At 72.0% G+C, this 26,165-nt stretch carries 24 protein-coding genes; 8 read left to right on the top strand and 16 right to left on the bottom strand.

From position 1 onward, the window contains the following. Positions 1–49: 49 nt before the first annotated feature. Positions 50–571, bottom strand: coding sequence for a hypothetical protein (locus tag ACIHFD_RS39485; RefSeq protein WP_397371298.1), 522 nt, complete (start codon positions 569–571; stop codon positions 50–52). A gap of 334 nt (positions 572–905) precedes the next feature. Between ACIHFD_RS39485 and ACIHFD_RS39490 the strand changes: the two genes are divergently transcribed. Further along, positions 906–1,385: an ATP-binding protein gene (locus tag ACIHFD_RS39490; protein WP_397371299.1), complete on the top strand. Its 480-nt coding sequence runs from the start codon at positions 906–908 to the stop codon at positions 1,383–1,385. A gap of 52 nt (positions 1,386–1,437) precedes the next feature. On the opposite strand, the gene ACIHFD_RS39495 is transcribed toward ACIHFD_RS39490, so the two are convergent. Continuing rightward, a complete protein-coding gene (locus tag ACIHFD_RS39495) occupies positions 1,438–2,841 on the bottom strand; it encodes an MFS transporter (RefSeq protein ID WP_397371300.1) in 1,404 nt (467 codons plus the stop codon). Positions 2,842–2,922: 81 nt separating this feature from the next. Here ACIHFD_RS39495 and ACIHFD_RS39500 point away from each other — a divergent pair, with 81 nt between their 5' ends. Then, complete coding sequence (locus ACIHFD_RS39500) at positions 2,923–3,393, top strand: winged helix-turn-helix transcriptional regulator (protein WP_397371301.1); 471 nt, start codon at positions 2,923–2,925, stop codon at positions 3,391–3,393. Between the two features lie 15 nt (positions 3,394–3,408). Here ACIHFD_RS39500 and ACIHFD_RS39505 read toward each other — a convergent pair whose 3' ends face one another. The 10 genes from ACIHFD_RS39505 to ACIHFD_RS39550 form a co-directional block, all read right to left on the bottom strand. After that, positions 3,409–5,160 (bottom strand): hypothetical protein, encoded by a 1,752-nt coding sequence (locus ACIHFD_RS39505; protein ID WP_397371302.1) that lies wholly within the window; start codon positions 5,158–5,160, stop codon positions 3,409–3,411. 6 nt (positions 5,161–5,166) lie between these two features. Then, complete coding sequence (locus ACIHFD_RS39510) at positions 5,167–5,838, bottom strand: polysaccharide deacetylase family protein (RefSeq protein WP_397371303.1); 672 nt, start codon at positions 5,836–5,838, stop codon at positions 5,167–5,169. 65 nt (positions 5,839–5,903) lie between these two features. Continuing rightward, entirely contained in the window at positions 5,904–6,602 is a 699-nt protein-coding gene (locus tag ACIHFD_RS39515) for a class I SAM-dependent methyltransferase (RefSeq protein ID WP_350731117.1), read from the bottom strand. A gap of 3 nt (positions 6,603–6,605) precedes the next feature. Beyond that, positions 6,606–7,817 (bottom strand): glycosyltransferase, encoded by a 1,212-nt coding sequence (locus tag ACIHFD_RS39520; protein WP_397371304.1) that lies wholly within the window; start codon positions 7,815–7,817, stop codon positions 6,606–6,608. A 109-nt stretch (positions 7,818–7,926) separates the two neighbouring features. Further along, a complete protein-coding gene (locus tag ACIHFD_RS39525; protein ID WP_397371305.1) occupies positions 7,927–10,065 on the bottom strand; it encodes a hypothetical protein in 2,139 nt (712 codons plus the stop codon). After that, positions 10,062–11,282 (bottom strand): acyl-CoA reductase, encoded by a 1,221-nt coding sequence (locus ACIHFD_RS39530; RefSeq protein WP_397371306.1) that lies wholly within the window; start codon positions 11,280–11,282, stop codon positions 10,062–10,064. Before ACIHFD_RS39530 ends, ACIHFD_RS39525 begins: the two co-directional genes overlap by 4 nt. Further along, complete coding sequence (locus ACIHFD_RS39535) at positions 11,282–12,307, bottom strand: acyl-protein synthetase (RefSeq protein WP_397371307.1); 1,026 nt, start codon at positions 12,305–12,307, stop codon at positions 11,282–11,284. Before ACIHFD_RS39535 ends, ACIHFD_RS39530 begins: the two co-directional genes overlap by 1 nt. Positions 12,308–12,323: 16 nt before the next feature. Then, positions 12,324–13,631, bottom strand: coding sequence for an AMP-binding protein (locus ACIHFD_RS39540; protein ID WP_397371308.1), 1,308 nt, complete (start codon positions 13,629–13,631; stop codon positions 12,324–12,326). After that, positions 13,631–14,389 (bottom strand): SDR family NAD(P)-dependent oxidoreductase, encoded by a 759-nt coding sequence (locus ACIHFD_RS39545; RefSeq protein ID WP_397371309.1) that lies wholly within the window; start codon positions 14,387–14,389, stop codon positions 13,631–13,633. Before ACIHFD_RS39545 ends, ACIHFD_RS39540 begins: the two co-directional genes overlap by 1 nt. Next, positions 14,364–14,612 carry an acyl carrier protein gene (locus ACIHFD_RS39550; protein ID WP_350731131.1) on the bottom strand — a complete coding sequence of 83 codons (249 nt, stop codon included), beginning with the start codon at positions 14,610–14,612 and terminating at the stop codon, positions 14,364–14,366. The genes ACIHFD_RS39545 and ACIHFD_RS39550 overlap by 26 nt, the downstream gene beginning before the upstream one ends. Before the next feature lie 441 nt (positions 14,613–15,053). Here ACIHFD_RS39550 and ACIHFD_RS39555 point away from each other — a divergent pair, with 441 nt between their 5' ends. Genes ACIHFD_RS39555 through ACIHFD_RS39565 form a run of 3 tightly spaced genes read left to right on the top strand, consistent with a single transcriptional unit; the run spans position 15,054 to position 19,161 of the window. Beyond that, on the top strand, positions 15,054–15,611 hold the full coding sequence (locus ACIHFD_RS39555; RefSeq protein WP_350731133.1) for a hypothetical protein: 558 nt from the start codon (positions 15,054–15,056) through the stop codon (positions 15,609–15,611). Continuing rightward, positions 15,587–17,215: a hypothetical protein gene (locus ACIHFD_RS39560; protein ID WP_397371310.1), complete on the top strand. Its 1,629-nt coding sequence runs from the start codon at positions 15,587–15,589 to the stop codon at positions 17,213–17,215. The genes ACIHFD_RS39555 and ACIHFD_RS39560 overlap by 25 nt, the downstream gene beginning before the upstream one ends. A gap of 59 nt (positions 17,216–17,274) precedes the next feature. Continuing rightward, positions 17,275–19,161, top strand: coding sequence for a glycosyltransferase family 2 protein (locus ACIHFD_RS39565; protein WP_397371311.1), 1,887 nt, complete (start codon positions 17,275–17,277; stop codon positions 19,159–19,161). Here ACIHFD_RS39565 and ACIHFD_RS39570 read toward each other — a convergent pair. Both ACIHFD_RS39570 and pseB read right to left on the bottom strand, forming a co-directional pair. Next, positions 19,158–20,282, bottom strand: a complete 1,125-nt coding sequence (locus tag ACIHFD_RS39570; RefSeq protein WP_397371312.1) for a DegT/DnrJ/EryC1/StrS family aminotransferase — start codon at positions 20,280–20,282, stop codon at positions 19,158–19,160. The two genes, ACIHFD_RS39565 and ACIHFD_RS39570, sit on opposite strands and share 4 nt — an antisense overlap. Beyond that, positions 20,282–21,259: a UDP-N-acetylglucosamine 4,6-dehydratase (inverting) gene (gene pseB / locus ACIHFD_RS39575; protein ID WP_397371313.1), complete on the bottom strand. Its 978-nt coding sequence runs from the start codon at positions 21,257–21,259 to the stop codon at positions 20,282–20,284. The genes ACIHFD_RS39570 and pseB overlap by 1 nt, the downstream gene beginning before the upstream one ends. Before the next feature lie 104 nt (positions 21,260–21,363). On the opposite strand from pseB, the gene ACIHFD_RS39580 reads away from it, so the two are divergent. Next, positions 21,364–22,092: a cytidylyltransferase domain-containing protein gene (locus ACIHFD_RS39580; protein WP_397371314.1), complete on the top strand. Its 729-nt coding sequence runs from the start codon at positions 21,364–21,366 to the stop codon at positions 22,090–22,092. Then, positions 22,089–23,054: a hypothetical protein gene (locus ACIHFD_RS39585; RefSeq protein WP_350731145.1), complete on the top strand. Its 966-nt coding sequence runs from the start codon at positions 22,089–22,091 to the stop codon at positions 23,052–23,054. Before ACIHFD_RS39580 ends, ACIHFD_RS39585 begins: the two co-directional genes overlap by 4 nt. Here ACIHFD_RS39585 and pseI read toward each other — a convergent pair. Further along, complete coding sequence (pseI, locus tag ACIHFD_RS39590) at positions 23,035–24,078, bottom strand: pseudaminic acid synthase (RefSeq protein WP_397371315.1); 1,044 nt, start codon at positions 24,076–24,078, stop codon at positions 23,035–23,037. The genes ACIHFD_RS39585 and pseI overlap by 20 nt on opposite strands. Further along, entirely contained in the window at positions 24,075–24,566 is a 492-nt protein-coding gene (locus ACIHFD_RS39595) for a GNAT family N-acetyltransferase (RefSeq protein ID WP_397371316.1), read from the bottom strand. Before ACIHFD_RS39595 ends, pseI begins: the two co-directional genes overlap by 4 nt. A 147-nt stretch (positions 24,567–24,713) precedes the next feature. Here ACIHFD_RS39595 and ACIHFD_RS39600 point away from each other — a divergent pair, with 147 nt between their 5' ends. Then, positions 24,714–26,162 (top strand): glycosyltransferase family 2 protein, encoded by a 1,449-nt coding sequence (locus tag ACIHFD_RS39600; RefSeq protein ID WP_397371317.1) that lies wholly within the window; start codon positions 24,714–24,716, stop codon positions 26,160–26,162. The last annotated feature ends 3 nt before the right edge of the window (positions 26,163–26,165 follow it).

Below are 26,165 nucleotides of genomic sequence, written 5' to 3' on the forward strand. Positions count from 1 at the left end.
AACGCGCCGCGCGGGATCTCGCCCGCGCGGCGCGTTCGCGTGTCCCGGCTCAGGCGCTGATCAACGCCACCAGGACGAGGATCGAACCGCCCATCACCACCGTGTGCCGGACGTTCTGCAGACCCGGCATCACCCAGCTCGGGAAGCCGCTGCCGGCCGCCTTCAACAGCGCCGGCACGTCGACGCGCCGGAGCATCGGGTCGCCCTTGCGCTCGAAGGCCTTCCGCACGGACGTGGCGGCGGTCAGCTGGCTGTAGAGGATGAGGACGTTGCCGACGAGCACGAGCGGCTGGAAGACCCAGGACAGGACCGGCCCCCAGTGGTTTCCCATCAGGTTGAGCACGGCCAGGGCCGTCATGATCAGCGCGACCGTGGCGGGCACGATGGTCTCGTGGCCGCTGGCGTCGAAGCTGATGTTGTTCTCTTTCAGGATGCGGGCGGGGACGCCTTGACGCTCCAGCTCCCGCACCGCGGCGACCCCTGCCTCGCGGCCGTAGCGGTGGCGTACGAGGGGGATGCTCACGAAGCCGAGAGCGATGAGCAACTGCAGAACGGCGGCGAAGGTCATCATGGCGGGGGCTCCTCATCGGGGGTGCTTCTCGATGAGGAAGACGATGCCGACCACCGCTGCTCCCGGGCTGACCGCGCGCTGTCACGGCCCCGCCGTCACGTATCAGCGCCGGCCCACCGGCACCCGGAGCCCCACCGTGCGCTGGAACCCCTGACGTGCAGCTACGTAGGTACCTACGTAGTCCGAAATAGGTGCCTGTATGGGGATTTTTCACCTCTTCTCCAGGGGGCCCGCCGAGGCATTCTCGTGGTGTGAGCAATTCACGCTCACCTGAAGAGAGGACCGAAGGGAACCGGACGGCAGCCACCTCAGCTGCCACACGGGGTGCAGGGCAATGAAGAGCGTTACGCGGACCAGCAGCCACACGACGGCCACCAGCCACAGCCCGGCAACACGCTGCACGGCTTCGTGGTGGCTGACGCCTGACCTCAGCTCGGTGCGTACCGCCCGCCGGCTGACCCGCGACAAGCTGACCGACTGGGGCTTCGACGATCAGATCGAAGTCGCGGAGCTCCTCGTCAGCGAACTGGTCGCCAACGCGCTGGACCACGCCCACGGACACGTCCGCCTCGGCTTCTCCGCCGAAAACGGCCTGCTGCGCTGCGAAGTCGAAGACGAGAACCCCCAGCTGCCCACCATGCGCACCGTCGACCTCGACGCCGAGCGCGGACGCGGGCTCTTCCTGGTCGACACGCTCTCCGGCTCCTGGGGCGGTACTCCCACTCCCCGCGGCAAGGCCATCTGGTTCGAACTCCCGGCATTCGCCGAAGCCGAAGCCGACTCCTTCGAGGCGTTCACCCCGATGGCAGCCTGAGAAACAGACGGGCCGGTTCCGCGTGGGAACCGGCCTGTCTGAGGCGGGGCGGTCAGGCGGACACCGCCACCGGCTCCCGGTCCCTGGCGGGCCTGGGGAGCATCGTGAGCGCCGCCGCCAGGCCGACCGCGGCCAGCAAGGTCGAGCCCAGGAACGCCATCCGGTAGCCCGAGACCAGCGCCTCCGGCGCGGGGGAGCCGCCCGTGACCCCGACTGCGACGGCCACCAGCACCGCGATGCCGACCGAGATGCCCACCTGAGTCGTCACGTTGAACAGGCCCGACACCATCCCCGACTCCTCCGGCGAGGCGTCCGAGGTGGCGGCGACGGTCACCGCGCCGACCAGGAGGCCGAAGCCGAAGCCGGTCAGCAGCTCGGCGGGAAGCAGGACCAGCAGGTAGTCGCCCTGCACCCCCACTCGCAGGTAGAGCGCCGCGCCCACCAGGATGAAGGCCATGCCGGCGGCCGTCGTCGTGCGCAGGCCGTACCTGGTCAGCACGCGTCCGCCGAGGAACGAGGCAGTGAGCGCGATCGTCGCGGGGATCGCCAGCGTCGACAGGCCCGACAGGGTGGCGCTGTAGCCGAGCACGAGCTGGGTGTAGAGGCTGAGCAGGAAGGCCACCGGCTGCATCGCCATGGCCACCAGGAACATGACCACGTTGCCCGCGCGGAGCGTGCGCCTGCGGAAGACGTTCAGGGGGACGAGCGGGTTGGCCGAGCGGTGCTCGATGGCGAGGAAGGTGACGATGAGGGCGATCGCGACGGCGCCGACGCCGAGCGTCCTGGCCGAGGTCCAGCCCGCCTCCGCCGCGTCCACCAGGGCGTAGATGAGCAGGCCCAGCCCGGCGGTCGAGGTGACGGCCCCGGCCACGTCGAAGCCGCGGGTCCGTTCGGCGGAGCGTGCGGCGGGCAGCAGTACGAGCGCCAGCGCGGCGACGCCCAGCCCGATGGGCGCGTTCACCAGGAAGACGGAACGCCAGCCGAACCAGTCGGTGAGCAGCCCGCCGAGCACCAGCCCGGCCGAGGCGCCCATGCCGCCGACGGCGCCCCACAGCCCCATCGCCTTGTTGAGCGCCGGGTCGCCCTTGAAGATCGTCATCACCAGTGACATCCCGGCGGGCGCCACCAGCGCGCTGGCCAGCCCCTGCACCGCCCGTACGGCGATCAGCAGCACGCCGGACGCGGCCACGCCGCCGATCAGGGACACCGCGCCGAACAGCAGCATCCCGGCGATGAAGATCCGGCGCCTGCCCACGTAGTCGGACAGCCGCCCGCCGAGCAGCAGCAACCCGCCGAACACCAGCGAGTACGCCGTCGTCGTCCACGACAGGTCCTGGGCGTTCATGCCCAGCTCACGGCCCATGTGCGGCATCGCGATGCCCACGATCGTAGAATCCAGGATCAGTACGAACTGGGTGGTGGCCAGTAGTGAGAATGCGGCCCATTTGTTCTTCATGACCAAGTCTTCCTAAGGGAACGATTTGTAACAGTGGCCATGATGTGTGACCATCGAGGTCAACCGGAAGAAGGCACTTTCATGTCCCAGAGGAACACCGCTGTACCAGAGCAGCTCAGGACGTTGGACGACGCGCAGGCGATGATCGAGCAGGGCTTCTGCCCCATCCCGCCGCGCGAGATCCTGGACAAGATCGCCGGGAAGTGGGCCATCCAGATCGTCGTGGTGACCGCTCGCGGGCCGAGGAGGTTCACGGAGCTGGAGCGGGAGATCGAGGGCATCAGCCGCCGCATGCTCACCCTCACCCTGCGCAATCTGGAGCGCGACGGGCTGCTGGAGCGCACGGTCTATCCGACGGTGCCGCCCAAGGTCGAGTACCAGGCCACGCCGATGGCGCTGGAGCTGTACGAGGCCATGCTGACGCTCACCAACTGGTCGCGGAAGCACAGCGCGTGCGTGGCCGCCTCCCGGGAGCGATACGACGCCCGCCAGACCGCGGAGGACACGCCGGGCTTCGTACCCGCTCCGGGACGCTTCCCCGCCACCGTCTGAGCCCGCCCCGCCGGCCTACTCCCGATCGCCCTCCCGCCCAAGCGCCCCCGTCCCGCCCGACGCGCCCGGGGCTTCCGGCTCGCCCGGGGCTCCTGGTCCATTCGGCTCGCTCGGCTGAGGGTCTGGCGTCACGGGCTCCGAGAGCGACGCCGCACGAGCCGTGCGCTCACCCGGCTCGGGCCCGTGACCCGCAGCCCCGTGAGCCGTGGGCTCGTCCGCTGACGGCGCATCCGGCGCGGCGGCCGGAGGTGCGTCCGGCGCGGGGGCATTCCCTGAGGGCGCGTCCGGGGCGGGCTCGGGGGCGCCGGGCTGTGGCAACGGGGGCCGGGGCTCGGCAGGCTTGCGGCGTAGTGCACGCCCGACCCCCCGTACCGAAGCCACCACCAACCGCCCCACACCCCCCAGCAGCAACGGCACCAGCAGCACCCCCACGAAGATGGGTGAGGCCATGTACCGGAAGTCCTGCGCCGAGATGTTGGCCAGCACCGTGAGCTGCTGCCCGGCCACCACGGCCGCCACCCCCAGCACGTACCGGTTCCGCAGCGCCAGCGCCCCCAGGGCCACCGCCAGGTACGACACGTACGCCCACAACGCCCCCCGCCACAGCACCCAGTCGTACTGCGGCGCCAGCGCCCCGGTCAGCCACGGGTCGGCCACCTGGTTCAGCTCCCACGACTTCGGCCGCAGCGAGTAGACCCACCGTCCCGGGAAGTCGGGCACCTTGTTCGGCCCGACGTAGGTGTCGGCGTTGGGCCGCCGCGAGAACCGGTACGTCATCCCGCCGATGGCGAACTCGTCCTGCACGGGCCGCCACGCGATCGCCCCACGGCACAGCCGGGTGTCGATGATCATGCGGGGTTCGGAGATCAGCAGCCGTTTCCACAGGTCGAGCAGCTCGGAGGCGTGCGCGTCGGCCTGCGGCCAGCTGAAGTCCCGCCGCCAGATCAGCGGGTTGATCGTGTAGCAGGTGCCGCCGTCCCACCACCGCGTCAGCGGCGCCACGGTGGCCATCAACGCCTTGTCCTGCTCGGTGAACAGCTCGGGATGGTCCCGGTACGCCACCGCGATGTCGCCGAAGGCCGTGTGGTACACGTACGTCTTGGACGGGGCCATGATGCCGAACTGCGGGAAGACGAGGTTCGTGAGCAGGAGCGGCAGGGCCGCGGCGAAGGTGCCGGCGAGCAGCAGCCGTACGCGCATGGTCGTGACGATCACCAGCAGTGCGAGGACGGCGACGCCCACGACGAGGAAGCCGTTCGCCCGGAAGAGCCCCAATGTCGTGAAGAGCAGCCCGAGCCCGACCAGCGTGGGCACGGTGACGGCGCGTCTGGCCGCGATCCGGGCGCACACGCCCGCGACGGCGATCGCGCAGATCGTGAACGGCACGTCCTTCCACAGCGTCACCGAGAACGCGCCCACGGGCGGCGCCAGCGGCATGAGCATCGCCACGAGCGTGGTCGGCAGGCGTGGCGCGCCGAGCGCCTTGAGCGACTGCGCCAGGTACGTCAGCGCCGCCGCCATGGCGGTGGTCTGCGCGAACGTGACCGCGCCCAGGTCACCCGTCTTGGTGAAGCTCAGCGACAGCAGCGCGTCGTAGAGCACCGAGTGGTCGCTCACCCAGGGGCCGACGACGGTGTGGCTGAGGTAGAGGACCGAGTCGCGGCTGAACAGGCCGGGGTAGAAGGCCGCCCACCAGCAGGCGAGGACGGCCTGAATGATCAGAAAGGTCGGGATCGCGACCCACGGCCTTGGCTTCGCGGTGCCCATGGCCCGTCAGGGGTAGCTCACTCCGGGCTCGGGTTTCTTGCCGCGTAGCAGGGCCGGCACCGTGACGAGGTGGTAGCCCTGCTTCTTGAGCTCCTTGAGGATGGACGGCATGGCCTTCACGGTCGCCGGGACCGTGTCGTGCATAAGAATCACTCCGTCGCGCTTGGCCAGCCGGAGCACGGCGGCCTTGATCTTCTTGGCGTCACGCAGCTTCCAGTCGAGCGTCGTGCCGGTCCAGAGCACCTGCGCGAGCTCCACCTGGTCGGCCAGGCCCAGCACGCGGTCGTCGGTGTGCCCGTACGGCGGGCGGAACATCGCCGGCCGCAGCCCCGTGGCCTGCTGGATGGCTTCCTGCGTGGTCTTGAGCTCGTCGAGGATCTGGTCGTCGAGCAGTGTCGGCAGGGAGGCGTGCGACCAGGTGTGGTTGCCGATCGCGTGTCCCTGCGCCAGCGTCTGCCTGGCGGTCTGCGGCCGCCGCTCCACCTGCTTGCCGACCAGGAAGAACGTGGCCTTGACCCCCTCCTGCTTGAGAAGCTTGAGCAGGGTCGGGGTGCCCTCGCCCGGACCGTCGTCGAACGTCAGCGCCAGGCACTTGACCCGGTCACAGTCGACCGCCGCCGCCTGGGCGGGCAGCGAGGTCGTGGCCAGCACGGCCGCCAGCAGGGCATGAATCACCACGGATCACAGCCTAGGGCCAATGCGCGCACACCGTGGAACACCCCCACGTCTCGGTCTGAACACGCTCATCTCCCGAGCCGGGCCCGCAGGAACAGCGTGACGCCCTTGAGCGACTTGACCGGCAGATACCGCTCGGCCCGCACGACCGCCGACAGGCCCGCGTTGACCAGGAGCGGCATCTTCCGCAGGTCGCTGCCCCTGGACCGGCGCCGGTGCCGGGCGACGAGGGGACGGAGCAGCACGTTCCAGCTCCAGACGCGATCGACCTTCAGCCCCGCCTGCTCCACCACGACGGTCAGCGATTCGCGGGCGTAGCGGCGCACGTGCCCGACCGCGTCGTCGTGGGCCGACCACAGCGCCATGTCGCACGGGACCGCGATCAGCGCGTGCCCGCCGGGCGCCAGCACCCTGGCGATCTCCTCCACGACCAGGTGGTCCTCGCGAACGTGCTCCAGCACGTCGAACGCGGTCACCAGGTCCAGGCTCCCCGGCTCGAACGGCAGCGCCCGCGCGTCGGCGCGCACCGCCTTGAGCCCGCGCTGCCTGGCGACCTCGACCGCTGTCGCGCACGAGTCCGTCGCGGTCGCCTCCCAGCCCGCCTCGACCAGCACTCTGGTGTTCCCGCCGCCGGCGGCGCCGATGTCCAGCGCCCGCCCGGGACGGCCCAGCCCGCGCAGTTCCCTGCGCAGGATGGCCCGGCGCTCGCGGTACCACCAGTGGCGGTCCTCGAGCGCGATCAGGCGGCGGATCTCAGTGGTTTCCATCGATCAGTTCCTCGTACGGGAGAAGACCCAGCGGTCCAGGGCGGTGAAGCGGATCAAGGTGAGCAGGCAGTACGTGCCGGCGACCGCGCCGACCTCCGTCAGCCGCCCGGCGTCACGGGGCAGCGCGAGCACGGCCATGGTGGTGAGGGCGTAGTTGGCCAGGAAGAGCGTCGCCGCCCGCACGTGCATGGCGGTGCGCCGGTGGAATGTCCAGCGGCGGTTCGCCTCGGTGCCGACGACTCCGGTGAGGACGAGCGCGGCGAAATTCGTCATTGCCGGCGACCAGATATCGCGCAGCGGCAGATAAATGAGCGCGTACAGAATTGCGGAAACAATGCCTATCACGGCGAACGAGGTGAATTTCGCCGGCGTCACCGCGCGGGGCCGCGCCACGACCGCGTCCGGATGCGTGGGCGTCAGCTCGGACCGCGCCACCTCGACGCGGGCCCGGCCCATCGACATCGACCAGGCGACCCTGGCCAGCCCCTTCAGGTCGTCGACCGCCGTCCTGACGATCTTCACGCGCGAGTCGGTGTCCTCGATCCAGTCCACCGGCACCTCGTGCACGCGCAGGCCGTTGTGCTCGGCCAGCAGGAGCAGCTCGGTGTCGAAGAACCACGAGTCGTCCTCGACCTTGGCCATCAACGGCCTGACCACGTCGGCCCTGGCCGCCTTGAAGCCGCACTGCGCGTCGCTGAAGCGGACGCCGAAGCCGTACCTGAGCAGGGCGTTGTAGCCGCGCGAGACCACCTCGCGGCGCAGCGAGCGGCGGGTGCGCGCGCCGCGCGCGAGCCGCGTCCCGATGGCGATCTCGGAGTGGCCGCCGGCCACCGAGGCGACCAGCGGGAACAGGGCGCCGAGGCCGGTGGACAGGTCGACGTCCATGTACGCCACGATGTCGGCGGGGCTGTCCTGCCAGGCCGCGCGCAGCGCCGCGCCCCGGCCCCGGATGTCGAGCCGGCGGACGTGTACGCGCTCGAACTGCCCGGCCAGCTCGTTGGCGACCGGCCAGGTGGCGTCGGTGCTGCCGTTGTCGACGATCGTGATGCGCCACGGCAGCGGGAAGCCGTCGCCGAGGAAGCGGGCCAGCGTGCGGACGCAGCCGGGCAGGGCGCGTTCCTCGTTGAGCACGGGGATGACGATGTCGACGCTCGCCAGCCGGGCCGTGGTGTCGAGAACGCGGGGGCTCGGCTCCGTCGCGGCACGCGTTTTCATGGGAGTTCCTGATCCTGATCGGTTGCCGTACGTCCACGGAAATGCTCCTGGGGCCGTCCAGCGTGGCGCGGGCCGTTTCTCCGCAGCATTCCGTGAGGGGGAGAGACTTTTACCGGGCGGTGAGCCGGTAAACGGAGAAGGACGAATTGCGGAAGCGCAGCCGCGCGTATTTCCCCAATTCCGGGTTCATCCCGGTGAAGAGCCACTTGACGCCGTAGACCTCGGCGAGGCGCCGGACGTTCTCCGCCGTGGGCGCCCGGAAGACCGCGTCGTTCGCCGCCAGCCGTACGGGATCCGCGAAGGGCACCTCGAGATACGGCGAGACGAACAGCTCGGCCCGCGACAGCGTGCTCTCCGCGTACGCCCATCCCTCGACCAGCACCCGCCGCTCGGTGAACCCCGACACCCAGTAGTGCCGGCTGTCGCACCCGGGCGCTTCGACCGGGCGGCAGTGCAGGTCGGTGGCCACCACGTCGCCGGGCGAGGAGTGCGCACGCAACCACCGCCCCGCCCTCAGCGCCCCCGCGGGGATCTCCGCCTCGCGGCCCTCCGGCACCACCCGCAGGACCAGCTCGCGCGCGGAGGCCGGCACCGCGTACCCCGCCAGCAGCGCCACCACCGCCAGCACGGCCCCGCGCCGCCACACCAGCACCGCCGCCGCCACCACCCCGAGCACGAGGTACGGCACCACCACCCGCACCGCCGCGTCCCCGGGCACCACGATCCACGTGGCGAGCAGCGCGACCCCCGCCCCCGCCGCGACCATGCCGACCGACATGGCCCACGGCACCCGCCGCCCGGCCACCCCGCACACCGCGGCGATCGACAGGTAGGGCCGGACGCTCTCCAGGAAGTAGAGCTGCGAGTCCGACGGATGCCCGAGCAGCACCGCCGCGCCGACCCCCGCCGCCCCCATGCCGAGCAGCAGCGACATGGACGGCTCCAGCGCCCGCCGGCCCAGCGCCGCCACCCCGCCCCACACGCAGAGCAGGCAGAACAGGTGCACGACGGTCAGGACCAGCAACGGCGTCACCGGCACGGCGGCCAGCTCCGGCGCCGCCACACCCGTCACCAGCCCCCAGAGCCCCCGCATCGCCGCGAACGGCGCGATGGTCGTCCCCTGGGACCCCCGCCCGAACACCACGAACTGCGCGACCAGCAGGCACGCCAGCGTGATCCCGGCCACGCCGAGCCACGCGCCCGGCACCCGCCGCTCCACCGCCCACCGCACGGCCACCACGACCAGCAGCCCCGCGAGCAGCAACGGCAGGAACGTGGCCTTCGCCCCGGTCAGCGCCAGCAGCAGCACGACCAGCGCCGCCCAGCACCGCCGCCCGCCGGTCAGCAGCAGCACCACGGGCGCGAACAGCAGTGCCCCGAACGTCTGCGTCGGGCTGGCCCAGGCGGTGAACATCGGCCGCGTCGTGAAGACCACGTCCTCCTGAAGGACCGGCCCGAGCAGGAAGTACGCAACCCCGGCCGCCGCCACCCCGGCGCCCCAGCTCCCGCCCAGCCGCCGCCCGAGCACCGCCACCAGCACGACCATGGCCGCCGTCATCGGCAGCGTGGCCAGCCGGTAGACCAGCGTCACCGGCTCGATCCCGGTCACCCAGCTCGTGGCGGCCAGCTCGGCGTAGACGAACCAGTGGTAGGAGAGCCGCTCGCCCAGCACGGACGGCAGCGTGGGCGGCACGTGGTGCTTGACCTCGCCGACCAGCGCCAGGTGGTAGGGCAGGTCCACGTACGCGGCGGAGACCGGCACGCGGTAGAGGTTGAGCGTGCTCCACGCGATCAGGTAGGCGACGACCGCCGCCAGCGCCCACGCGCACCACCCGGGCATGCGCTCCCCGGCGGTCCCGCCCCGCCAGTGCCGCCGCAGCCGGGGCACGCAGGCGAACGCGCAGAGCACCCCCGCGGACGGCACCAGCACGAGCAGCGGCACTCCGGCCGCCCTGGCCGCGAGGTAGGCCAGGACCTCGACCGCGTACCCCATCGCCAGCCCGGCTGCCACGTCCTCGGCCGTCGACCTCCCGCCGCCGGTCAGCGCCCGCCACAGCAGCGTCCCCGGCAGCGCCACCCCGGCCCCGAGGTAGGCCGCGAAAACGGCCAGGTCGCGGGCGGAGACCCCGCAGCACAGGAACACCACCACCGCACCGGCGCACACGACCCCCGCGGGCACCCACCCGAGCCACCGCCCGGACGACGCCGGCCACCGGGCGAGCCAGGCCGTGGGGGGCGCGAACGTCATCTGATCACGGTCACCAGTCGCGTGAACTCGGCCGGGAGATCGAACCCGTCCCACACCCGATGGAAGCTCAGCGCGCTCCCGATCGGCACCATGCGATCGACGCCGCGCCCGCCCAGCTCCCTGGCCAGCCGCTCCAGCTCGGCCCTGGCGAACCCGAAGTGCGTCATCGTCTGGTCCCGCCGCTCGACCAGCGAGCCCAGCTCGGCCAGCGACCCGAGCCTGGCGTGCGCGAACGTGCCGGCGCCCAGCCACTGCCTGGGCGCGGCGGCGGCGGCCGACAGCGTGACGTTGGCCAGCGCGTTGCCCCGGAACTCGATGCTCTCCGCCAGCCCGTCGGCGGCCAGGCCGTAGGTGGAGACCCGTTTCTCCACGGCCATCGCGGCGTCGACTCCCCACCCCCGGACCGTGACCACGCGCGACACGTGCTCGCAGAAGTCGGCCCGCGCCGTGTCGCAGTCGCCCTCCGCGCCCACCCAGAACACCGTCCTGGGCGAGGAGCAGGCGGCCTGGTCGAACCAGTAGGTGTCGTTGACGAAGCCTTCGGCCACGGTGACCCGCGCGGCCCTGGGCGCGCACAGCCAGGCCGCCGCCCCCACGACGGCGAACGAGGAGCGGTCGGGGAAGACCAGGTCGCGGGCGTGCGGGGCGAGTGAGTGCCGCCGCATCTCCTGTACGGTGCGGTCGCCGCCCCACACCACCCGCAGGTCGCAGGCGGCGGAGAGCGCGGCGGTGACGGAGTCGCTGCGGCCGTAGGAGACGATGCGCTGGGTCGCCGCGATGACGGGGTCGGCGTCGGCCAGCGCGTCGTGCAGCGTCTCCAGGATGACCTCGGCGACCGCGCCGGAGCGCGGCGAGAGGCGCACGATGTTGCGGTTTCCCATCAGGGCCGACAGGGCCCAGGAGTAGACGAAGACGGTGTCGACGTTGGCGGGCGGGATGTGGAAGACCATGCCGCGCGGGACGCGTACGTGCTCGTTGGCGAGGCCGTCGACGGTGCGGGCCAGCTCGCTGGGGCGCAGGAAGAAGCCGAGCGAGCCCAGCTCGGGATGGCGCCGCGCCAGCGCGGGCCGCAGCAGCCGCTTGCCGAAGCCCGAGAGGAACTCGCGCACCCGCTCGTCGCCCACGTCGAGCCCGCCGCGCAGCTCACCCAGCAGGTCCTCGGCGGACACCGGAGCGGCGGCGGGGAAGCGCACGTCGAGCTTCGGGTCGTCCAGCATCAGCCCCGCCCCATGGTGTCGCTGCAGCCGCGCGCCTCGGCCCTGGGCAGCCTGCCCAGCACCTCGAACCGCTTGCCCGGCCAGCACCCGTCGTCGACACCGTGCACCACGCCCAGGTCCTCGGTCAGCAGGACGTGGCCCGGGTAGGACGTGGGCAGTGTGCTGACGACCTCGATCAGCCCCGGCTCGCCGACGGGGACCTCCTGCCAGGTCTCCGGGTCGCGGACCACGACATCGGCGAAGTCGGGGCAGTAGAGCCCGTCGCCGTCGGGTCCCTCCAGGAAGACGGTCCCGATCTGCTCGACCATCCCGTAGAAGTTGTGCACCCGGGTCAGCCCGCACTCGGCCGCCAGCCGCCGCCGGAACTCGGCGTTGTCGACCGCCTGCTCGGCCAGCCGCTTCCACCCGCCGGAGTGGACCAGCACCCCCTGCGATAGGTCCGCCCCGAGGTCGCGCAGGTGGAGCCAGACCATGAACGTGAACCCGAAGATCAGGAACCGCTCGCCGCCGTAGCGGGCCAGGAACCCCTTGACCGCCTCGGCGTCCACCCGGCCCCGCTCGTCGAGCACGAACGTGTGGTCCCTGCCGAAGTTCATCATCCCGAGCACCCCGGCCCCGCGGGCGCTCAGCGTGGGGTCACGGACGACCGAGCGGCTGTCCACGACCAGCATCGGCAGCCGCCGCCCGCCCAGCACCTCCCTGAGCGTGGCCGCCAGCATCCGCGGCTGCGTCGCGGCGGCCTCGCGGTCGAGGTAGACCCGGCTCGGCCGCTGCCCGGTGGTCCCGCTGGAGGTCAGCACCCTGAACACCTGGTCCTCGGGCACGCTGCGCAGCTCGTGCGTCTTGAACAGCCGCACCGGCAGCCAGGGCAGGTCCGCGAGCCGCTCGTACGGAGGGGCGGCCTGAATGGCGTCGAGCACCCGCCGGTAGGGGGTGCAAGCCCGCCGATGCCGCTCGGTCAGCGCCGCCAGCTCGCCCACCAGCGCCGCCTCCCGCTGGGGCTCCGCCAGACTGAAAACGCTCATCCGCCACCCTCCGCCGTCATGTGCGGGACTCCAGGGCGCGGTAGTCGATCTTGCCGGTGGCCAGGAGCGGGAGGCTGTCGACGGCGCGCACGTCGAACCCGCTCCAATGGACCCGCAGCTCGGCGCCCAGCTTGCGGGCCAGGCCCGCGCGGCCGGTCGCGTCGAGGCCCTCGGCCCACACCGTCACGCGGTCGTCGCCGCTGGTCGCAGCCACCGGGACGGAGCCGCGCAGCAGGCGTTCGACGTCGTCGAGGTTGACCCGCACGCCGAAGATCTTGGCGATGCGTTTCAGCCGCCCGGTGAGGTAGAGGAAGCCCTCGGAGTCGAGCCGGCCCAGGTCGCCGGTGCGCAGCACCCCGCCCAGGTCGTCGCCCCTGGCCAGGTCGGCGGCCGTCTCGGCGTAGCCCATCATGACGTTGGGCCCGTGGTAGACGACCTCGCCCTCGTCGACGGTCAGCCGCCCGCCGGGGATGGCCGGCCCGGCGGAGCCCGGTTTGTCGGCCAGCCGGTCGGGAGGCAGGACGGCGATCCGGGCCGTGGCCTCCGTCTGCCCGTACATCACGAAGAACCGGTCGGCCTGGCCCGCGAACTCCTGGACCAGGTCCTGGCCGAGCCGCCCGCCGGCCTGCGTGAGCGTGGCGAGCGCGGGGTGCTCGGAGCGGTCGTAACGCAGCCTCCGCAGCATCTCGTACTGGTAGGGGACGGCGGCCAGCGACGTGCACCGGTGGGCGTCCAGATGGGTCCAGAACGACCGCTCCAGCAGCCCCGCCTCCGTCAGCATCACCGTCGCCCCGACGATCAGGTGGCTGTTGAGCACGGACAGCCCGTAGCTGTAGTGGAGCGGCAGGCTGGTGGGCGCGATCTCGTCGGGGACGATGGCCAGGGCCGTGGCGATGGCGGTGGCGTTGGCCAGCACGGCCTGGCGCGACAGGCGTACGAGCTTGGGGTTGCCGGTCGAGCCCGAGGTGGCGAGGAGCACGGCGAGGTCGGGGTGCGGCTCGGGCACGTCGCGGCGCGGCGGCGGCGAGCCGTCGGCCGCGTGCGTGAACCCGAGCAGCGCCGCCGGCCTGAACCGGCCCACCAGCTCGGCCAGCGCGCCGGGAGCCAGGTCGGGGTCGAGCAGCGCGATCGGCCGGCCCGACCGCCAGGCGGCGAGGTAGCGCAGGACGGACGTGAGGTTGTTGCGCATGCCGCAGAACAGCGGCCCGGGCCGCAGCCGGGTCAGGGCCTCCGCGGTGCGCGCGACGTGGCCGGCCAGCTCGTCGCCGCCGAGGCCCGCCGCCTCTCCCGCGACGACGAGCCGGGCCTGTGGGTGCGGGAACATCACAGCACCAGCCCGCCGTCGACGCCGATGACCTGGCCGGTGACGAAACCCGCGTCGGGCGAGAGCAGGAACGCGGTCACGCGGGCGACGTCGGCGGGCGTGCCGAGCCGCCCGAGCGGGGTCGCGGCGACCGTGGCCACCCGGCTCTCCTTGTCGAGCGTGGCGAGCATGTCGGTCTGGATGTAGCCCGGGGCCACGGCGTTGATCCGGATCCCGGCGGGCCCCAGCTCCTTGGCGGCGGCCTTGGTGAGGCCGATCACGGACGCCTTGGTGGCGGAGTAGACCGCCTGGCCCGCGCCGCCCATGCGGCCCATCATCGAGGCGACCAGGACCACCGCGGGGGAGCTGCCCCGCCGCAGCAGCCTGAGCGCGGACTGCAGCGTGTACGTCGCGCCGACCGCGTTGACCTGGAAGAGCCGTTGGACCGTGTCGTGGTGGGCCATGCCGAGCGGGCCGGCCGCGTGGATGCCGGCATTGACCACGAGGGCGTCGAGGCGGCCGTGGCGCTGGTAGATCTGCCGCATCACGGCCGAGACGGCGGCGGGGTCGCCGACGTCGCAGGCGACCGAGTCGGTCACCCCGCCGGTCTCCTCCGCGACCTCGGCGGCGGCCTTCGCGGCGCGCTCCTCGCCGCGGCCGTGGAGCACCACGTCGTGGCCCGCCCCGGCCAGCGTGACCGCCACGGCCCGCCCGATGCCCGCCGTCGAGCCGGTGACCAGGACGACCCTGGGCTCAGCCGGCGGCGGCGCCGACGCCATGCTTCTCCAGCAGCCCGGCCGCCTTGGCGAACGAGCTCATGTCGATCATCTCGTCGGTGTCGATCATGACGGAGAACTCGTCCTCCATCGCGGCGATCAACGCCATGTGGGCCAGCGAGTCCCACTGGGGGATGGCGCGGTATTCGAGCCCGTCGACGTAGGTGTCGGCCGGAAGGTTGAGCGCGCTGCGGAAGACGGCCCGCAGGCGGTCGAGATGACTCATGATCACTCACTCTCTGTCCTCAAGCCACGACGTAGTGTAGCGGGAATTGCGCGCCAGGAGAAAACCAAGACCCCCTCTCGGGTAATGGAACCGTATAACGAGGCGTGGCACCCGTTGAGGGCTGGGAATGTCGGACGGGACACGGTCCACCGTACGGGGGGAATGATGGACGAATCCAATCACTGGTACGGGCACTCTCGCATAATCGGCCGATACTGCGGCCTTCCGGATGAGACGCCGAAACGCATCCAGGGCTTCCTTCAGCACGGATGGAACTATCTCCACGGATTTCCGCCCAATGACCACTGGTGCAGCCCTGGATATCCCCGTTTCATCTGGTCTGACGTGCTACGTCGCCGGGGCTGGTCGATGGGCCGCAGGGGGCACTACCTCATCGGCGCGCCATGGATATACCTCCTTCATCTGGAGCCTGAGCTGGGCGTGGTCCCCGAACGCAAGGGTACGATCTGGTATCCCTTTCATGGCTGGGAAAAGCATTCCGTCAGTGGTGACCATGCCCGGTTGGCCGACGAAATCCGAAATGTCGAGACCGGTCCGGTCACGGTCTGCCTTTATTGGCTGGAATTCGCGAATCCGGACATTCGGCGAGCGTACGAATCGAGGGGATTCCGGGTCACCTGCCATGGCGAGCGCGGCTCCCGGTGGGAGGGAAAGGGACGCGACTTCCTGCGCAAGCAGCTGGTCCAGTTGCGACGCCACCGCAGGGTGGCCTCCAACCGGCTCGGCAGCGCGCTGTTCTACGGCGCCTCGGTGGGATGCGAGGTGGCGGTGTACGGGGATCCGATGCAGTTCGAGGACGAGCGTCCCGAGTACGGGGGGACGGCACGCCGCATGCGGCTCTGGCCGGAGCTGCACGGCACGCGCGTTGACACCGAGCTGGCGTCGGAGGTGGCGCGGCGCGAGCTGGGATTCGAGTATCAGGCGACACCGGAGGAGCTACGGCGAATGTTCGGATGGAAACGGGGGGCGCGCACGTGATCACGGGGGAGGCGCCCGAGAACGTTCGGTTGATCGGCGGGGAGATGCTGCTGTGGTCCGACATGTCCAACATGCGCGGCATAACGGACTGGCGGGGGACGGCACTGGAGCTGGTCGGCCGGCTCGTCCCCGACAGCGGCAGGGTGCTGCTGGTCGGCCCGCATCCGCAGGTGCTGGTGGACGACGTGGTCGCGCGGGCCCCGTCGGCGGCCGTGCTGCTGCGCTCCTACCCTGACGCCTGTGCCCTGGGCGAACGGCACCCGGGGCTGGCGGTGTTCTGCGGGCGGCTGGAGGTGTTCGCCGCGGAGCAGCCGTACGACCTGGTGCTGGCCCTCGACGGGCTGCTGCGCACGCACTCCGCCGAGGCTTCGGCGGCGGCGTGGAGCGAGTCGCTGGCGGCGCTGGCCGAGCTGGTCGCGCCCGGGGGGCGGCTGGTGCTCGGCGTACGCAACGACCTGGGCGTCGATCGGTTCCTGGAGGCCAGGCCCGCGGACCGGGAGGGCGCCGACGACCAGTGGGCGCCGCACGGCTTCGACCCGAGTTACCCCAGCGGGCCCGAGGCGCTCGACCGCGGGCTGGAGTCGGCGGGGCTGCGCGTGCGGCGGTGCTACGCGGCGTATCCGGGCAGGCAGGCGCCCCGGGCGCTGCTGTCCCGCGAGGCGCTGGCCGCCGACCTGCCGGACGCCCTCACGTTCCCGCTGAGCGCGCGTGGCGGCGACCGCATGCTGGTGGCCGACCCGCTCCGGCTGACCCGCCTGGTGTTCCGGCACGGGCTGGGCGAGGAGCTTGCGCCGCTCTGGCTGGCCGTGGCCACCGCCGCTTCAGACGATGACGACCACGTGGAGCTGCCGCTGGGGCTGGTCGAGGAGGGCTCCGCCCTGTACGAGCTCACCGCCGGCGGCGCCAGGCGGCTGCCGGACGGCGAGGAGCTGCCGATCCCGGCCGGCCGGGTCGTCGAGGAGATCCTCGTCGAGGCGTGCGCCCGCGAGGACGTCAGGACCGTGCGCGAGCTGCTGGCCCGGCTGGCCGAATGGCTGGAGGCGGGCGGCGACGTGACGGCCGCGACCGACAGCCTGGTGTACGACGGCGAGCGGTTCGCGGCCATCAGCCCAACCGCCGAGCCGTCCACCCCGCCCGGCCCGAAAGTCGTCCTGTGCCGGATCCTGTGGCGGTTCGCGGTCAGGCTGCTGGCCGCCGGTCACCACCACCCGTGGCCGTGGCCGCTGGAGGCCGACCAGCTCGCGCTGACCCTGTGCGGCATGGCCGACCGTCCCTGCGACCAGGGCGACCTCGACCGTGCCCGCAAGCTGGACGTGGAGCTGGGCTGCCCCGCCGAGGTGGCGGAGCACGCGCCCACGTACCGGGATCTGCTGGGCGCCCGGGACCGCCTGGCCGACCAGCTCACCGCGGCGCTGGCCAGGATCTCGCGCCTGGAGACCAAGCTCTCCTACCGCGAACGCGAGCTGGTCAGGGCGAAGGCCAAGCTACGCAGGACCCAGCGCAAGGCCAGCGCCTTCCGCAGGACGCTCGGATATCGCCTCTCCCGCCGCCTGGCGCGCCCCGGCAAGGTCGCCCGCAAGGTCATCCGCCTCCTGTCCGGCTGACACAGCAAGGACGCAGACGCAGGGCGGAAGGACGAAGGACAAAAGGAAGAGGAATAGGTGTGCCGGTTCTTTCGGTGATCGTTCCGTTCTACAACGTCGAGAAGTACATCGGACCCTGCCTGGATTCCATCGCCGCGCAGACGCTGGGCGATCTGGAGGTGATCTGCGTCGACGACGGCAGCGTCGACGGCGGCCCGGGGGTCGTCGAGTCCAGGCAGGCGGCCGACCGCCGGATAAGTCTCATCAGGCAGGACAACATGGGCGTGGGCCGCGCCCGCAACGTGGGCGTACGCCGGGCGACCGGCCGCTACCTGGCCTTCGTGGACGGTGACGACACCGTGCCGCGCGACGCGTTCAAACGCCTGGTGACCTCGCTCGAGTCCACCGGCTCCGACCTGGCCTGCGGCAACGTCATGCGGCTCTACCGCAACCTGCTCATGCCGTCGTGGGCCCACCGGGAGGCGTTCGCCAAGCCGGTGAAGACCACCCACATCACCCGCCACCCGCTGCTGATCCGCGACCGCATGTTGTGGAACAAGGTCTACCGCCGCTCCTTCTGGGAGCGCCTGGGCCTGAGCTTCCCCGAGCGCATGTACGAGGACCAGCCCGTCGCGATGGCGGCCCACGTGGGAGCGAGGTCGGTGGACGTGCTGGCCTCGGTCGTCTACCACTGGCGGCAGCGCGACGAGCCGGGCAGCTCGATCACCCAGCGCTGCCTGGAGCCCGACAACCTGCGCGACCGCCTCCTGTCGGTGCTGGAGACCGCCTCCCTGCTGGGCCGAGGGGCGCCGGCGCTCAAGGCGGACTTCGACCGCGACACGCTGGACATCGACATGGCCGTCGCCGTGGAGGCCATGGCCGCCATGGGCACGACGGCGGACCCGGCCCTGCTGGACATGATCGTCCGCTACCTCGACGGCGTGTCGCGCGAGGCCTGGCACAGCATCCCGTTCGCGCAGCGCCTCCAGGTCCACCTGCTGCACCGGCGCCGCCTGGGCGAGCTGGCGTACGTGTTCACCCAGGACCGCTGCGGGCAGCTGCAGCCGCGTGTCGGCGCGGCCGGGCTGCTGCGCAGGCGCTGGTACGCCAGGCACCCGTCGATGCCGCCGCACCTGGCGGAGGTCTCCGGCGAGCTGGCCCTGGTCCCCCGGCTGGTCGACCTCGACTGGCGCGACAGCGTGCTCTGCGGCGCGGGCCGGGTGGCGGTGGGCCGGTTCGACGTGGGGGAGCTGCGCCGCATGCGGGTGCGGGTCTGGCTGGAGGAGCGCAGGACCGGCGCGACCATCCCGCTGTCCGACGAGGAGAGCGCGCCCACCTGGGAGAACGTGGTGCAGGAGGACGGCGGCGCGCTGCCGGAGCACGCGTTCCCGTTCCGCTTCGCGTTCGACCCGGCCGTGCTGACATCCGCGCAGCTCGCCAGGCGCGGCCGCTGGGACCTGCGCGTGCAGCTCAGAGGGCATGGGCTGCGGCTGGACGGCCGGGTGGCCGGGCCGCGCTGGCTGCCGCCCCTGATTCCCGCGCCGAGGCGCAGATCGGGCGTGTGGGTGGTGCCGATCCGCAGCGCCAAGGGTGCCTGGGGCCTGCGCCTGCGCAAGGCGCGGGCGGTCATCGGGGAGTGCCGGGTGGACGGCGGCGACCTGGTGTTCTCGGGGGAGATCACCGACATCGGCGACGGCGAGCCGGTGCTGCGGCTGCGGCGCAGGAGCGACGGCGAGGAGATGTACTTCCCGGTGACGCTGGCGGGGCGCGACTTCCACGCGCGGGTGCCGCTGGCCGACATCGACGAGAGCGTCGGCCACGAGTCGTGGTGGGAGGTCGTCATCGACCAGGGCACACCCATCCGCCCGCTGGTGCGGACCGGGCAGCGGCCGATCGCGACCGTCGCGGCCAGGCGCTTCCTCGTCGATCGGGGCGAGGACGGCTGCCTGCTGCTGGCGGAGCGCTAGCGCAGGATCGCCGCCAGGGTCTCCACGACCCGGTCCTGCTGGGCGTCGGTCAGGTCGGGGAACAGCGGCAGCGACAGCTCCTCGGCGTAGTACGCCTCCGCCCGCGGGCAGAGCCCGCGCCGGTAGCCGAGGTCCTCGAACACCGGGTGCCAGTAGGCCGGCACGTAGTTGACCTGCACGCCGATGCCGGCGGCGCGCATGCGGTCGTAGACCTCGCGCCGCCGGCCGTCGCGGACCCTGACCGGGTAGAGGTGCCAGCTCGGCCGCACGTACGCGCGCTGCGCGGGCAGCGTCAGCCCAGGCACGTCGCGCAGCAGCGCGTCGTAACGCGCGACGAGCTCGCGGCGCCGCTCGCGGAAGCCCTCCAGCCGCCGGAGCTGGCTGACGCCCAGCGCGCACAGCACGTCGGGCAGCCGGTAGTTCAGCCCGAACTCGTGCACCTCCTGGTGCCACCCGCCCACGTCCGGCTCGCGCTGGTCGGCGGGCTCCCTGACCAGGCCGTGGTTCCTGAAGCGGGCGGCCCGCCGGAACCGCTCGGGGTCGGCCGCCGCCACCGCCCCGCCCTCCGCCGTGGTCACGGTCTTGGTCGGGAAGAACGAGAAGGTCGTCAGGTCGGCCAGCGCCCCCACGGGCCGGTCCTTGTACGCGGCCCCGATCGAGTGCGCAGAGTCGGCCATCAGCACCGCCCCGGCCGAGGCGGCGAGCGCGCGCAGCTCGTCGTAGTCGGCGGGATGGCCCGCGTAGTCCACCGCCGTGACGACCCGCGTCCTGGAGGTGAGCAGGGCGGCGACGGCGTCGGGGTCGAGGTTGCCCGTGTCGGGCTGCACGTCGGCGAAGACCACCCGCGCGCCCAGCAGCGCGGCCGCGGCGGCCGTGGCCACGAACGTCAGCGGCGAGGTGACCACCTCGTCGCCCGCCCGCACCTCGGCCGCCACGTAGGCGACGTGCAGCGCGGCCGTCCCCGACGTGACCGAGACGCACGGCACGCCGCCGGTCCAGCGGGCCAGCTCCGCCTCGAACCTGCCGACCGCGGGCCCGGTGGTCAGCCAGTCGCCGCGCAGCACCTCGGCGACCGCCTCGATGTCGGACTCGACGATCGACTGCCGTCCGTAGGGGAGCATCAGCGGGCCACCATGGCGCGCAGGTCGTCCACCGAGAGCCATTCGTCGTTGGTGTCGGAGCGGTAGGAGAAGCCCTCGGGCAGCGGCTCGCCGGTCTGCGGCGGCGTGTAGCCCCAGGTCGCGATCGTGGGCTGGACGATGTAGCGGTCGGCCAGGCGCAGCGTCCTGCGGCCGTCGTCCGACCCGATCATCTCCTCGTGCAGCTTCTCGCCCGGCCTGATGCCGATCTCGTAGATCGGGCTGTTCGGCGCCAGTGCCTCGGCCAGGTCGGTGATGCGCATGCTCGGCAGGCGCGGCACGTAGAGCTCGCCGCCCCGCATCAGGTCGAACGAGTCCACCACGAACCGGACCGCCCGGTCGAGCGTGATCCAGAACCTGGTCATGCGCTTGTCGGTGATCGGCAGGCTGGCGCCCTGCTCGGCCAGGCGCAGGAAGAGCGGCACCACCGAGCCCCGGCTGCCGACGACGTTGCCGTAGCGGACGACGGAGAAGCGGGTCTCGTGGGCGGCGGCGTAGTGGTTGGCGGAGACGAAGAGCTTGTCGGCGACCAGCTTGGTGGCGCCGTACAGGTTGATCGGGCTGGAGGCCTTGTCGGTGGAGAGCGCGACCACCTTGCGCACGCCGCTGTCGATCGCGGCCTCCACCACGTTCTGTGACCCTGCGACGTTGGTGCGGACGTACTCGAACGGGTTGTACTCGGCCGTGTCCACCTGCTTGAGCGCGGCCGCGTGGACCACGTAGTCCACCCCGTGCATGGCGCGGGCCAGCCGGTCGCGATCCCTGACGTCGCCGATGAACCAGCGCAGGCGCTCGTCGTCGCCGAAGAGCTGCCTGGTCTCGTACTGCTTGAGCTCGTCGCGGGAGAAGACCACCAGGCGCCGCACCCCCAGCGAGTCGAGTGCGTTGCGGATGAACGCCTTGCCGAAGGACCCCGTGCCTCCGGTGATCAGAATCGACGATCCACTGAGAATGCTCACGTGGCCCCCTGGGTTCGCGCTTACGCGCAGTAGTCGTTCGAGCAGGGCGGTAGCATAGCGCGATCGATAAGCGACACACGGTCACACGGGGGATTGGGGCATCGGTGCGCATTGTCGGGATTGTTCAGGCGCGGATGGGCTCGACACGCCTGCCGGGCAAGGTGCTCCGGGAGCTGGGCGGCCGGTCGGTGCTGGAATGGGTGGTTCGCGCCGCCCGCGAGGCGGGCACGCTCGACGAGCTCGTGGTGGCCACCACGACGGAGCAGGCCGACGACGCGGTCGTGGCCGAGTGCCGCCGCCTCAGCGTGTCGTGGCACCGTGGGCCGGTGGACGACGTGCTGACGAGGTTCATGGAGGCGCTGGCCGGGCGGCGGTGGGACGCGATGATGCGGTTCACGGCGGACTGCCCGCTGCTGGACCCGGCCGTGATCAGGGAGGCGGCGCTGGTGTTCCGCGCCGTACGCGGGCTCGACTACCTGAGCACCGCTCTGACGCGGACGCTGCCGCGCGGGCTCGACGTGGAGATCGTGGGCAGGGGCGCGCTGGAGCGGGCCGACACCGAGGCCGCCGACTTCCACCGCACCCACGTGACCTCCTATGTCTACTCGCATCCGGACGACGCTCGGCTGCTCGGGCTCGCCTACCAGCCGGTCGCCGGCGACCTGCGGGTGACGCTCGACACCGAGGACGACTGGCGGCTCATCACCCGGGTGGTGGACGGCCTCGGCGACCGGTGCGTGCCGTTCGGGACGCTGGTGAGCTGGCTGCGGGAGCGCCCCGAGGTCTGCGGGCTCAACGCCCACGTCCAGCAGAAGGAGCTCCAGGACGCGTGATCCGGGTCGGCTTCCGGTGTGACGCCGGGGTGCGCAGCGGGGTCGGCCACCTGGTGCGGTGCGTGGCGCTGGCCGAGGAGCTGCGCGCGCGGGGCGTCGAGGTGACCTTCCTCGGCGAGGTGCGCGGGTCCGCCTGGGCGCGGGCCCAGCTGCGCGAGCGCGGGCTGCCGCTGGTGCCCGCCCCCGAGGAGCCGTCCCGGCTGGCGGCGCTGGCCCGGGAGCTCCGGCTGGACGCCGCGGTCCTCGACTCGTACGAGCTGCCGGAGGGGACGGGGGCGGCGCTGCGGGGAGCGGGCCTGACCGTGCTGGCGATCGTGGACGGCGACCCGCTGGGCCAGGAGGCCGATCTCTACCTGGACCAGAACCTCGGCGCGGAGCGCCGCCCCTTCCCCGTGCCCGCCCGGCGCCTGGCCGGGGCGCGTTACGTGCTCCTGCGTGACAGCGTGCGCGGGCTCGGGCGGGCACGGCCGGCGGGGCCGGTGCCGCGCGTGCTGTGCTTCTTCGGCGGCACCGACAGCGCCGGCGTGGCCCCCGCCTGGGCGGGGGCGCTCCTGGCGGCCGGGGTGCCGTTCGAGGCGACGGTCGTCAGCCCTGCGCCCTTCGAGGCGGGCGGGCCGATCGCCGTGATCCCGCCGACGGACCGGCTGCCCGAGCTCATGGCCGGGGCCGACCTCGTCGTCACCGCCGCCGGCTCGGCCGTCTGGGAGCTGCTCCACCTCGGCGTCCCCACCGCCCTGACCTGGGTGGCGGACAACCAGCTCATCGGCTACGAGGAGCTCGTCGGCCGGGGCGTCGCGGCCGGGCTCGGGCGCGCGGCCGACGCCGCGGCGGTCGGCGTGCTCGCCCGCCTCCTCGCCGGCCCCGCCGCCCGCGAGGAGCACGGGCGGCGGGGCCGCGGCCTCGTGGACGGCAAGGGCAGGGAACGCGTCGCCGACGCGCTCCTTAGATCAGATCCCAGGTGAACGGCGTGCCGTAGGGCACGTCCTTGGTGAACTGCCGCCCCATGACCACCGTGGCCGTGTCCGGGGGCAGGCCGCCCGCCGGCCGGATCGACCGTACGTTCGCCGGGGACACCACGTCGCCCTTGCGCACGTCCTGCACCACGTAGAGCGACCGGCGGAACCGCAGCCCCTCGCGCTCCGACGGCCGCGGTCCGATGATCACCTCTCCCAGCGACAGCCACGCCCGCCGGCTCTCCACCACCAGCGCCGCCAGCTCGTCCGGCTCCAGCGAGAAGGCCGAGTCGACCCCGCCGTCGGCGCGCGACAGGGTGACGTGCTTCTCGATCATGCACGCCCCCAGCGCCACCGCGGCCAGCGGCACCCCGATCCCGGGCGTGTGGTCGGAGAGCCCGACCTCCACGCCGGTGAGCGCGCTCAGCGCCATCAGCGACCGCAGGTTGCTCTCGTCGGGGGAGGCGGGGTAGCTGGCCGTGCAGGACAGCAGGGCCAGCTGGCTGGTGCCCGCTTCCAGCGCGGCGACCAGCGCGGCGTGGATCTCGCCGAGCGACGCCATCCCGGTGGAGATGATCACCGGCTTGCCGGTGGCGGCCACGAGCCTGATCAGCGGCAGGTCCACGATCTCCGACGAGGCGATCTTGTACGCCGGCACCTCCAGCTTCTCCAGGAACTCGACCGCGGTGGGATCGAAGGGTGTGGAGAACGCGATGAGCCCGTGCTCGCGCGCCCGCTCGAAGATCGGCTGATGCCACTCCCACGGCGTGTGGGCGCGCTGGAAGAGCCGGTAGAGGCTCTCGCCGCCCCACAGATCGTGCCCGTCGCCCACGCGGAACGCGGGCCCGTCGCAGTCGATGGTCAGCGTGTCGGGCCGGTAGGTCTGCAGCTTCACCGCGTGCGCCCCGGCCGCGGCGGCGGCGTCCACGATGGCCAGGGCCCGCTCCAGGCTCCCGTTGTGGTTGCCGGACAGCTCGGCGACGATGAACGGCGGGTCGTTCCGCGAGATCGGCCGCCCCTCGATGGAGATCATGACTGCTCCTTCACAAGCCGGATGGCGACGACGTCGCGGGACTCGCCGTCGACGTCCCGCAGGTAGGCCCCGACCTCCAGGAAGCCGAACCGCCTGTGCAGCCGCCTGACCGCCTGGTTGCAGGCCAGCACCTCGCCGCGCAACGTCGTCAGGCCGAGCGTCCCGAAGGCGTGGTCGATCGCCGCCCGCTCCAGGCCGATCCAGGCCCGCAGCAGCTCCCCCGACTGCTCAAGCCCCTCCAGGTCCAGGTAGAAGCCCCAGGAGGCGCTCTCGGACGACAGCCCGAAGAAGGTCACCACGCCCGAGGGGGTTCCGTCGTGCTCGTAGATCAGCACGCGCTTGCGCGCGTCGGCCCGGGTGGCCTCCCACCACTGGGCGTGCTCGTCCTCTCCGATCTTGTGCGTGGCGAAGCTGGCGGCTCGTACGCGCGGATGATTGCGCCATCGCCGCATGGACGGCAGATCTTTGTCCTCGACGCCTCTCAGCACCTCTCCCCCTACTGTTGGTGTCCAATCAATTGCTCAACGTAGCCGATTATGCGTCCGGTAAAGAGCTGATCAGGGACACGGAATCCGCGGAGTGGTCAAGGCATGCTGCCCTCGAACCCACATCCCGAGAGCCAAGGAGCAAATCGGATGATCCCCCTGCTCAGCGTGGTCGTCCCGATCTACAACGTCGAGCCGTACATCACGGAATGCCTGAAGTCGCTGGCCACCCAGACCCTGGACGACATCGAGGTCATCCTGGTCAACGACGGCTCCGGTGACGGCAGCCGGCGCGTCGCCGCCGACTTCGTCGCGCGGGACGGCCGCTTCGTCCTCATCGACCAGCGGGACAACCTGGGGCCGGGTCCCGCGCGCAACGTGGGGATCCGGCAGGCCCGCGGCACCTATCTCGCCTTCGCCGACAGCGACGACGTCGTGCCGCCGGAGGCGTACGAGCGGCTCGTCGGCACGCTCGCGGAGACCGGCTCCGACCTGGCGTGCGGCGCGGTGGCGCGGCTCGTGGACGGCGTGCTGGAGGAGTCGATCCTGCACGAGAAGGCGTTCAGGCGGCCGGAGCTGTGCACCCACATCACCGACAAGCAGGTGCTGGTCAGGGACCGTACGGTGTGGAACAAGGTCTACCGGCGCGACTTCTGGGAGCGCAACGCGCTGGCCTTCCCCGCCGGCATCTACGAGGACGTGCCCGTCGCCATGCAGGCGCACGTCCTGGCCGGCAGCGTCGACATGGTCGGCGACGTGGTCTACCACTGGCGCAAGCGGGACGCGGGGGAGACCTCGATCACGCAGCGCCGGGCCGAGCTGCCCAACCTGTGGGACCGGCTGGCCGCCATCCGCGCGGTCCGCTCCTTCCTCGATGAGCGGGCGCCCGAGCTGCTCGACGGCTTCGACGCGCTGGTGCTGGAGAAGGACATCGTGTTCCTGTTCCAGGCGCTGGAGGGGAGCGATGAGCCGGGGGCGCTGCTGGAGCTGGCCGACGCGTGGCTGGCCACGCTGAGCCCGAAGGCGCTGGCCACCGCGCCGTCGCTGCGGCGCCTGGAGCTGCACCTGGTCAGGCGCGGCCTGGTGGCCGAGCTGCGCAAGGTACGCGAGTTCCGGCGCACCTGCGAGGACGGCACCCGCATCGTGCCGCGGGGGCTGCGCGTCACCAACTGGTACGGCGACTATCCCTTCTTCCGCAGGCGCCGCCGGCTCCGGATCCCCGACGAGGTGTTCGACGCCCGCGACGAGCTCAAAGTGGTCGCCAGGGTCGAGGAGTGCGCGTGGACCGGGTCCGAATACCGCCTGCGCGGGCAGGTGGCGATCCACCGGGTCGACCGCAAGGTCGGCAAGGTCAGCCTGTGGCTCAGCGACGGCCGTCGCCGGGTGCCGCTGGAGGTGCGGCGCGCCGGCCGCCACGGCGTCTCCGCCGCCTTCGACCCCAAGCGGCTGGAAGGCGGCGGGCCGACCTGGCGCCTCATGGTGCGCGCCGAGACCCGCGGCCTCGTGCTCAAGAGCTGGTTCAGGGACGGGGACGCGAACTCCGCGTGGCGGTTTTCCGTGCCGGGTTGGTCAAGAAGCGGCATGGACATCACCCAGTAGTTC

The sequence above is a fragment of the Nonomuraea sp. NPDC051941 genome (genome assembly GCF_044593615.1).

Bases quoted from the DNA above. Each gene is read 5' to 3' on its own strand.
- ACIHFD_RS39515 (WP_350731117.1), bottom strand. From the start codon at position 6,602: ATGGAAACCACTGAGATCCGCCGCCTGATCGCGCTCGAGGACCGCCAC.
- ACIHFD_RS39540 (WP_397371308.1), bottom strand. From the start codon at position 13,631: ATGTTCCCGCACCCACAGGCCCGGCTCGTCGTCGCGGGAGAGGCGGCG.
- ACIHFD_RS39490 (WP_397371299.1), top strand. From the start codon at position 906: ATGAAGAGCGTTACGCGGACCAGCAGCCACACGACGGCCACCAGCCAC.
- ACIHFD_RS39525 (WP_397371305.1), bottom strand. From the start codon at position 10,065: ATGACGTTCGCGCCCCCCACGGCCTGGCTCGCCCGGTGGCCGGCGTCG.
- ACIHFD_RS39495 (WP_397371300.1), bottom strand. From the start codon at position 2,841: ATGAAGAACAAATGGGCCGCATTCTCACTACTGGCCACCACCCAGTTC.
- ACIHFD_RS39505 (WP_397371302.1), bottom strand. From the start codon at position 5,160: ATGGGCACCGCGAAGCCAAGGCCGTGGGTCGCGATCCCGACCTTTCTG.
- ACIHFD_RS39560 (WP_397371310.1), top strand. From the start codon at position 15,587: ATGGAAACGGGGGGCGCGCACGTGATCACGGGGGAGGCGCCCGAGAAC.
- ACIHFD_RS39570 (WP_397371312.1), bottom strand. From the start codon at position 20,282: ATGCTCCCCTACGGACGGCAGTCGATCGTCGAGTCCGACATCGAGGCG.
- ACIHFD_RS39485 (WP_397371298.1), bottom strand. From the start codon at position 571: ATGATGACCTTCGCCGCCGTTCTGCAGTTGCTCATCGCTCTCGGCTTC.
- ACIHFD_RS39520 (WP_397371304.1), bottom strand. From the start codon at position 7,817: ATGAAAACGCGTGCCGCGACGGAGCCGAGCCCCCGCGTTCTCGACACC.
- ACIHFD_RS39530 (WP_397371306.1), bottom strand. From the start codon at position 11,282: ATGCTGGACGACCCGAAGCTCGACGTGCGCTTCCCCGCCGCCGCTCCG.
- ACIHFD_RS39500 (WP_397371301.1), top strand. From the start codon at position 2,923: ATGTCCCAGAGGAACACCGCTGTACCAGAGCAGCTCAGGACGTTGGAC.
- ACIHFD_RS39600 (WP_397371317.1), top strand. From the start codon at position 24,714: ATGATCCCCCTGCTCAGCGTGGTCGTCCCGATCTACAACGTCGAGCCG.
- ACIHFD_RS39535 (WP_397371307.1), bottom strand. From the start codon at position 12,307: ATGAGCGTTTTCAGTCTGGCGGAGCCCCAGCGGGAGGCGGCGCTGGTG.
- ACIHFD_RS39545 (WP_397371309.1), bottom strand. From the start codon at position 14,389: ATGGCGTCGGCGCCGCCGCCGGCTGAGCCCAGGGTCGTCCTGGTCACC.
- ACIHFD_RS39550 (WP_350731131.1), bottom strand. From the start codon at position 14,612: ATGAGTCATCTCGACCGCCTGCGGGCCGTCTTCCGCAGCGCGCTCAAC.
- pseI (WP_397371315.1), bottom strand. From the start codon at position 24,078: ATGATCTCCATCGAGGGGCGGCCGATCTCGCGGAACGACCCGCCGTTC.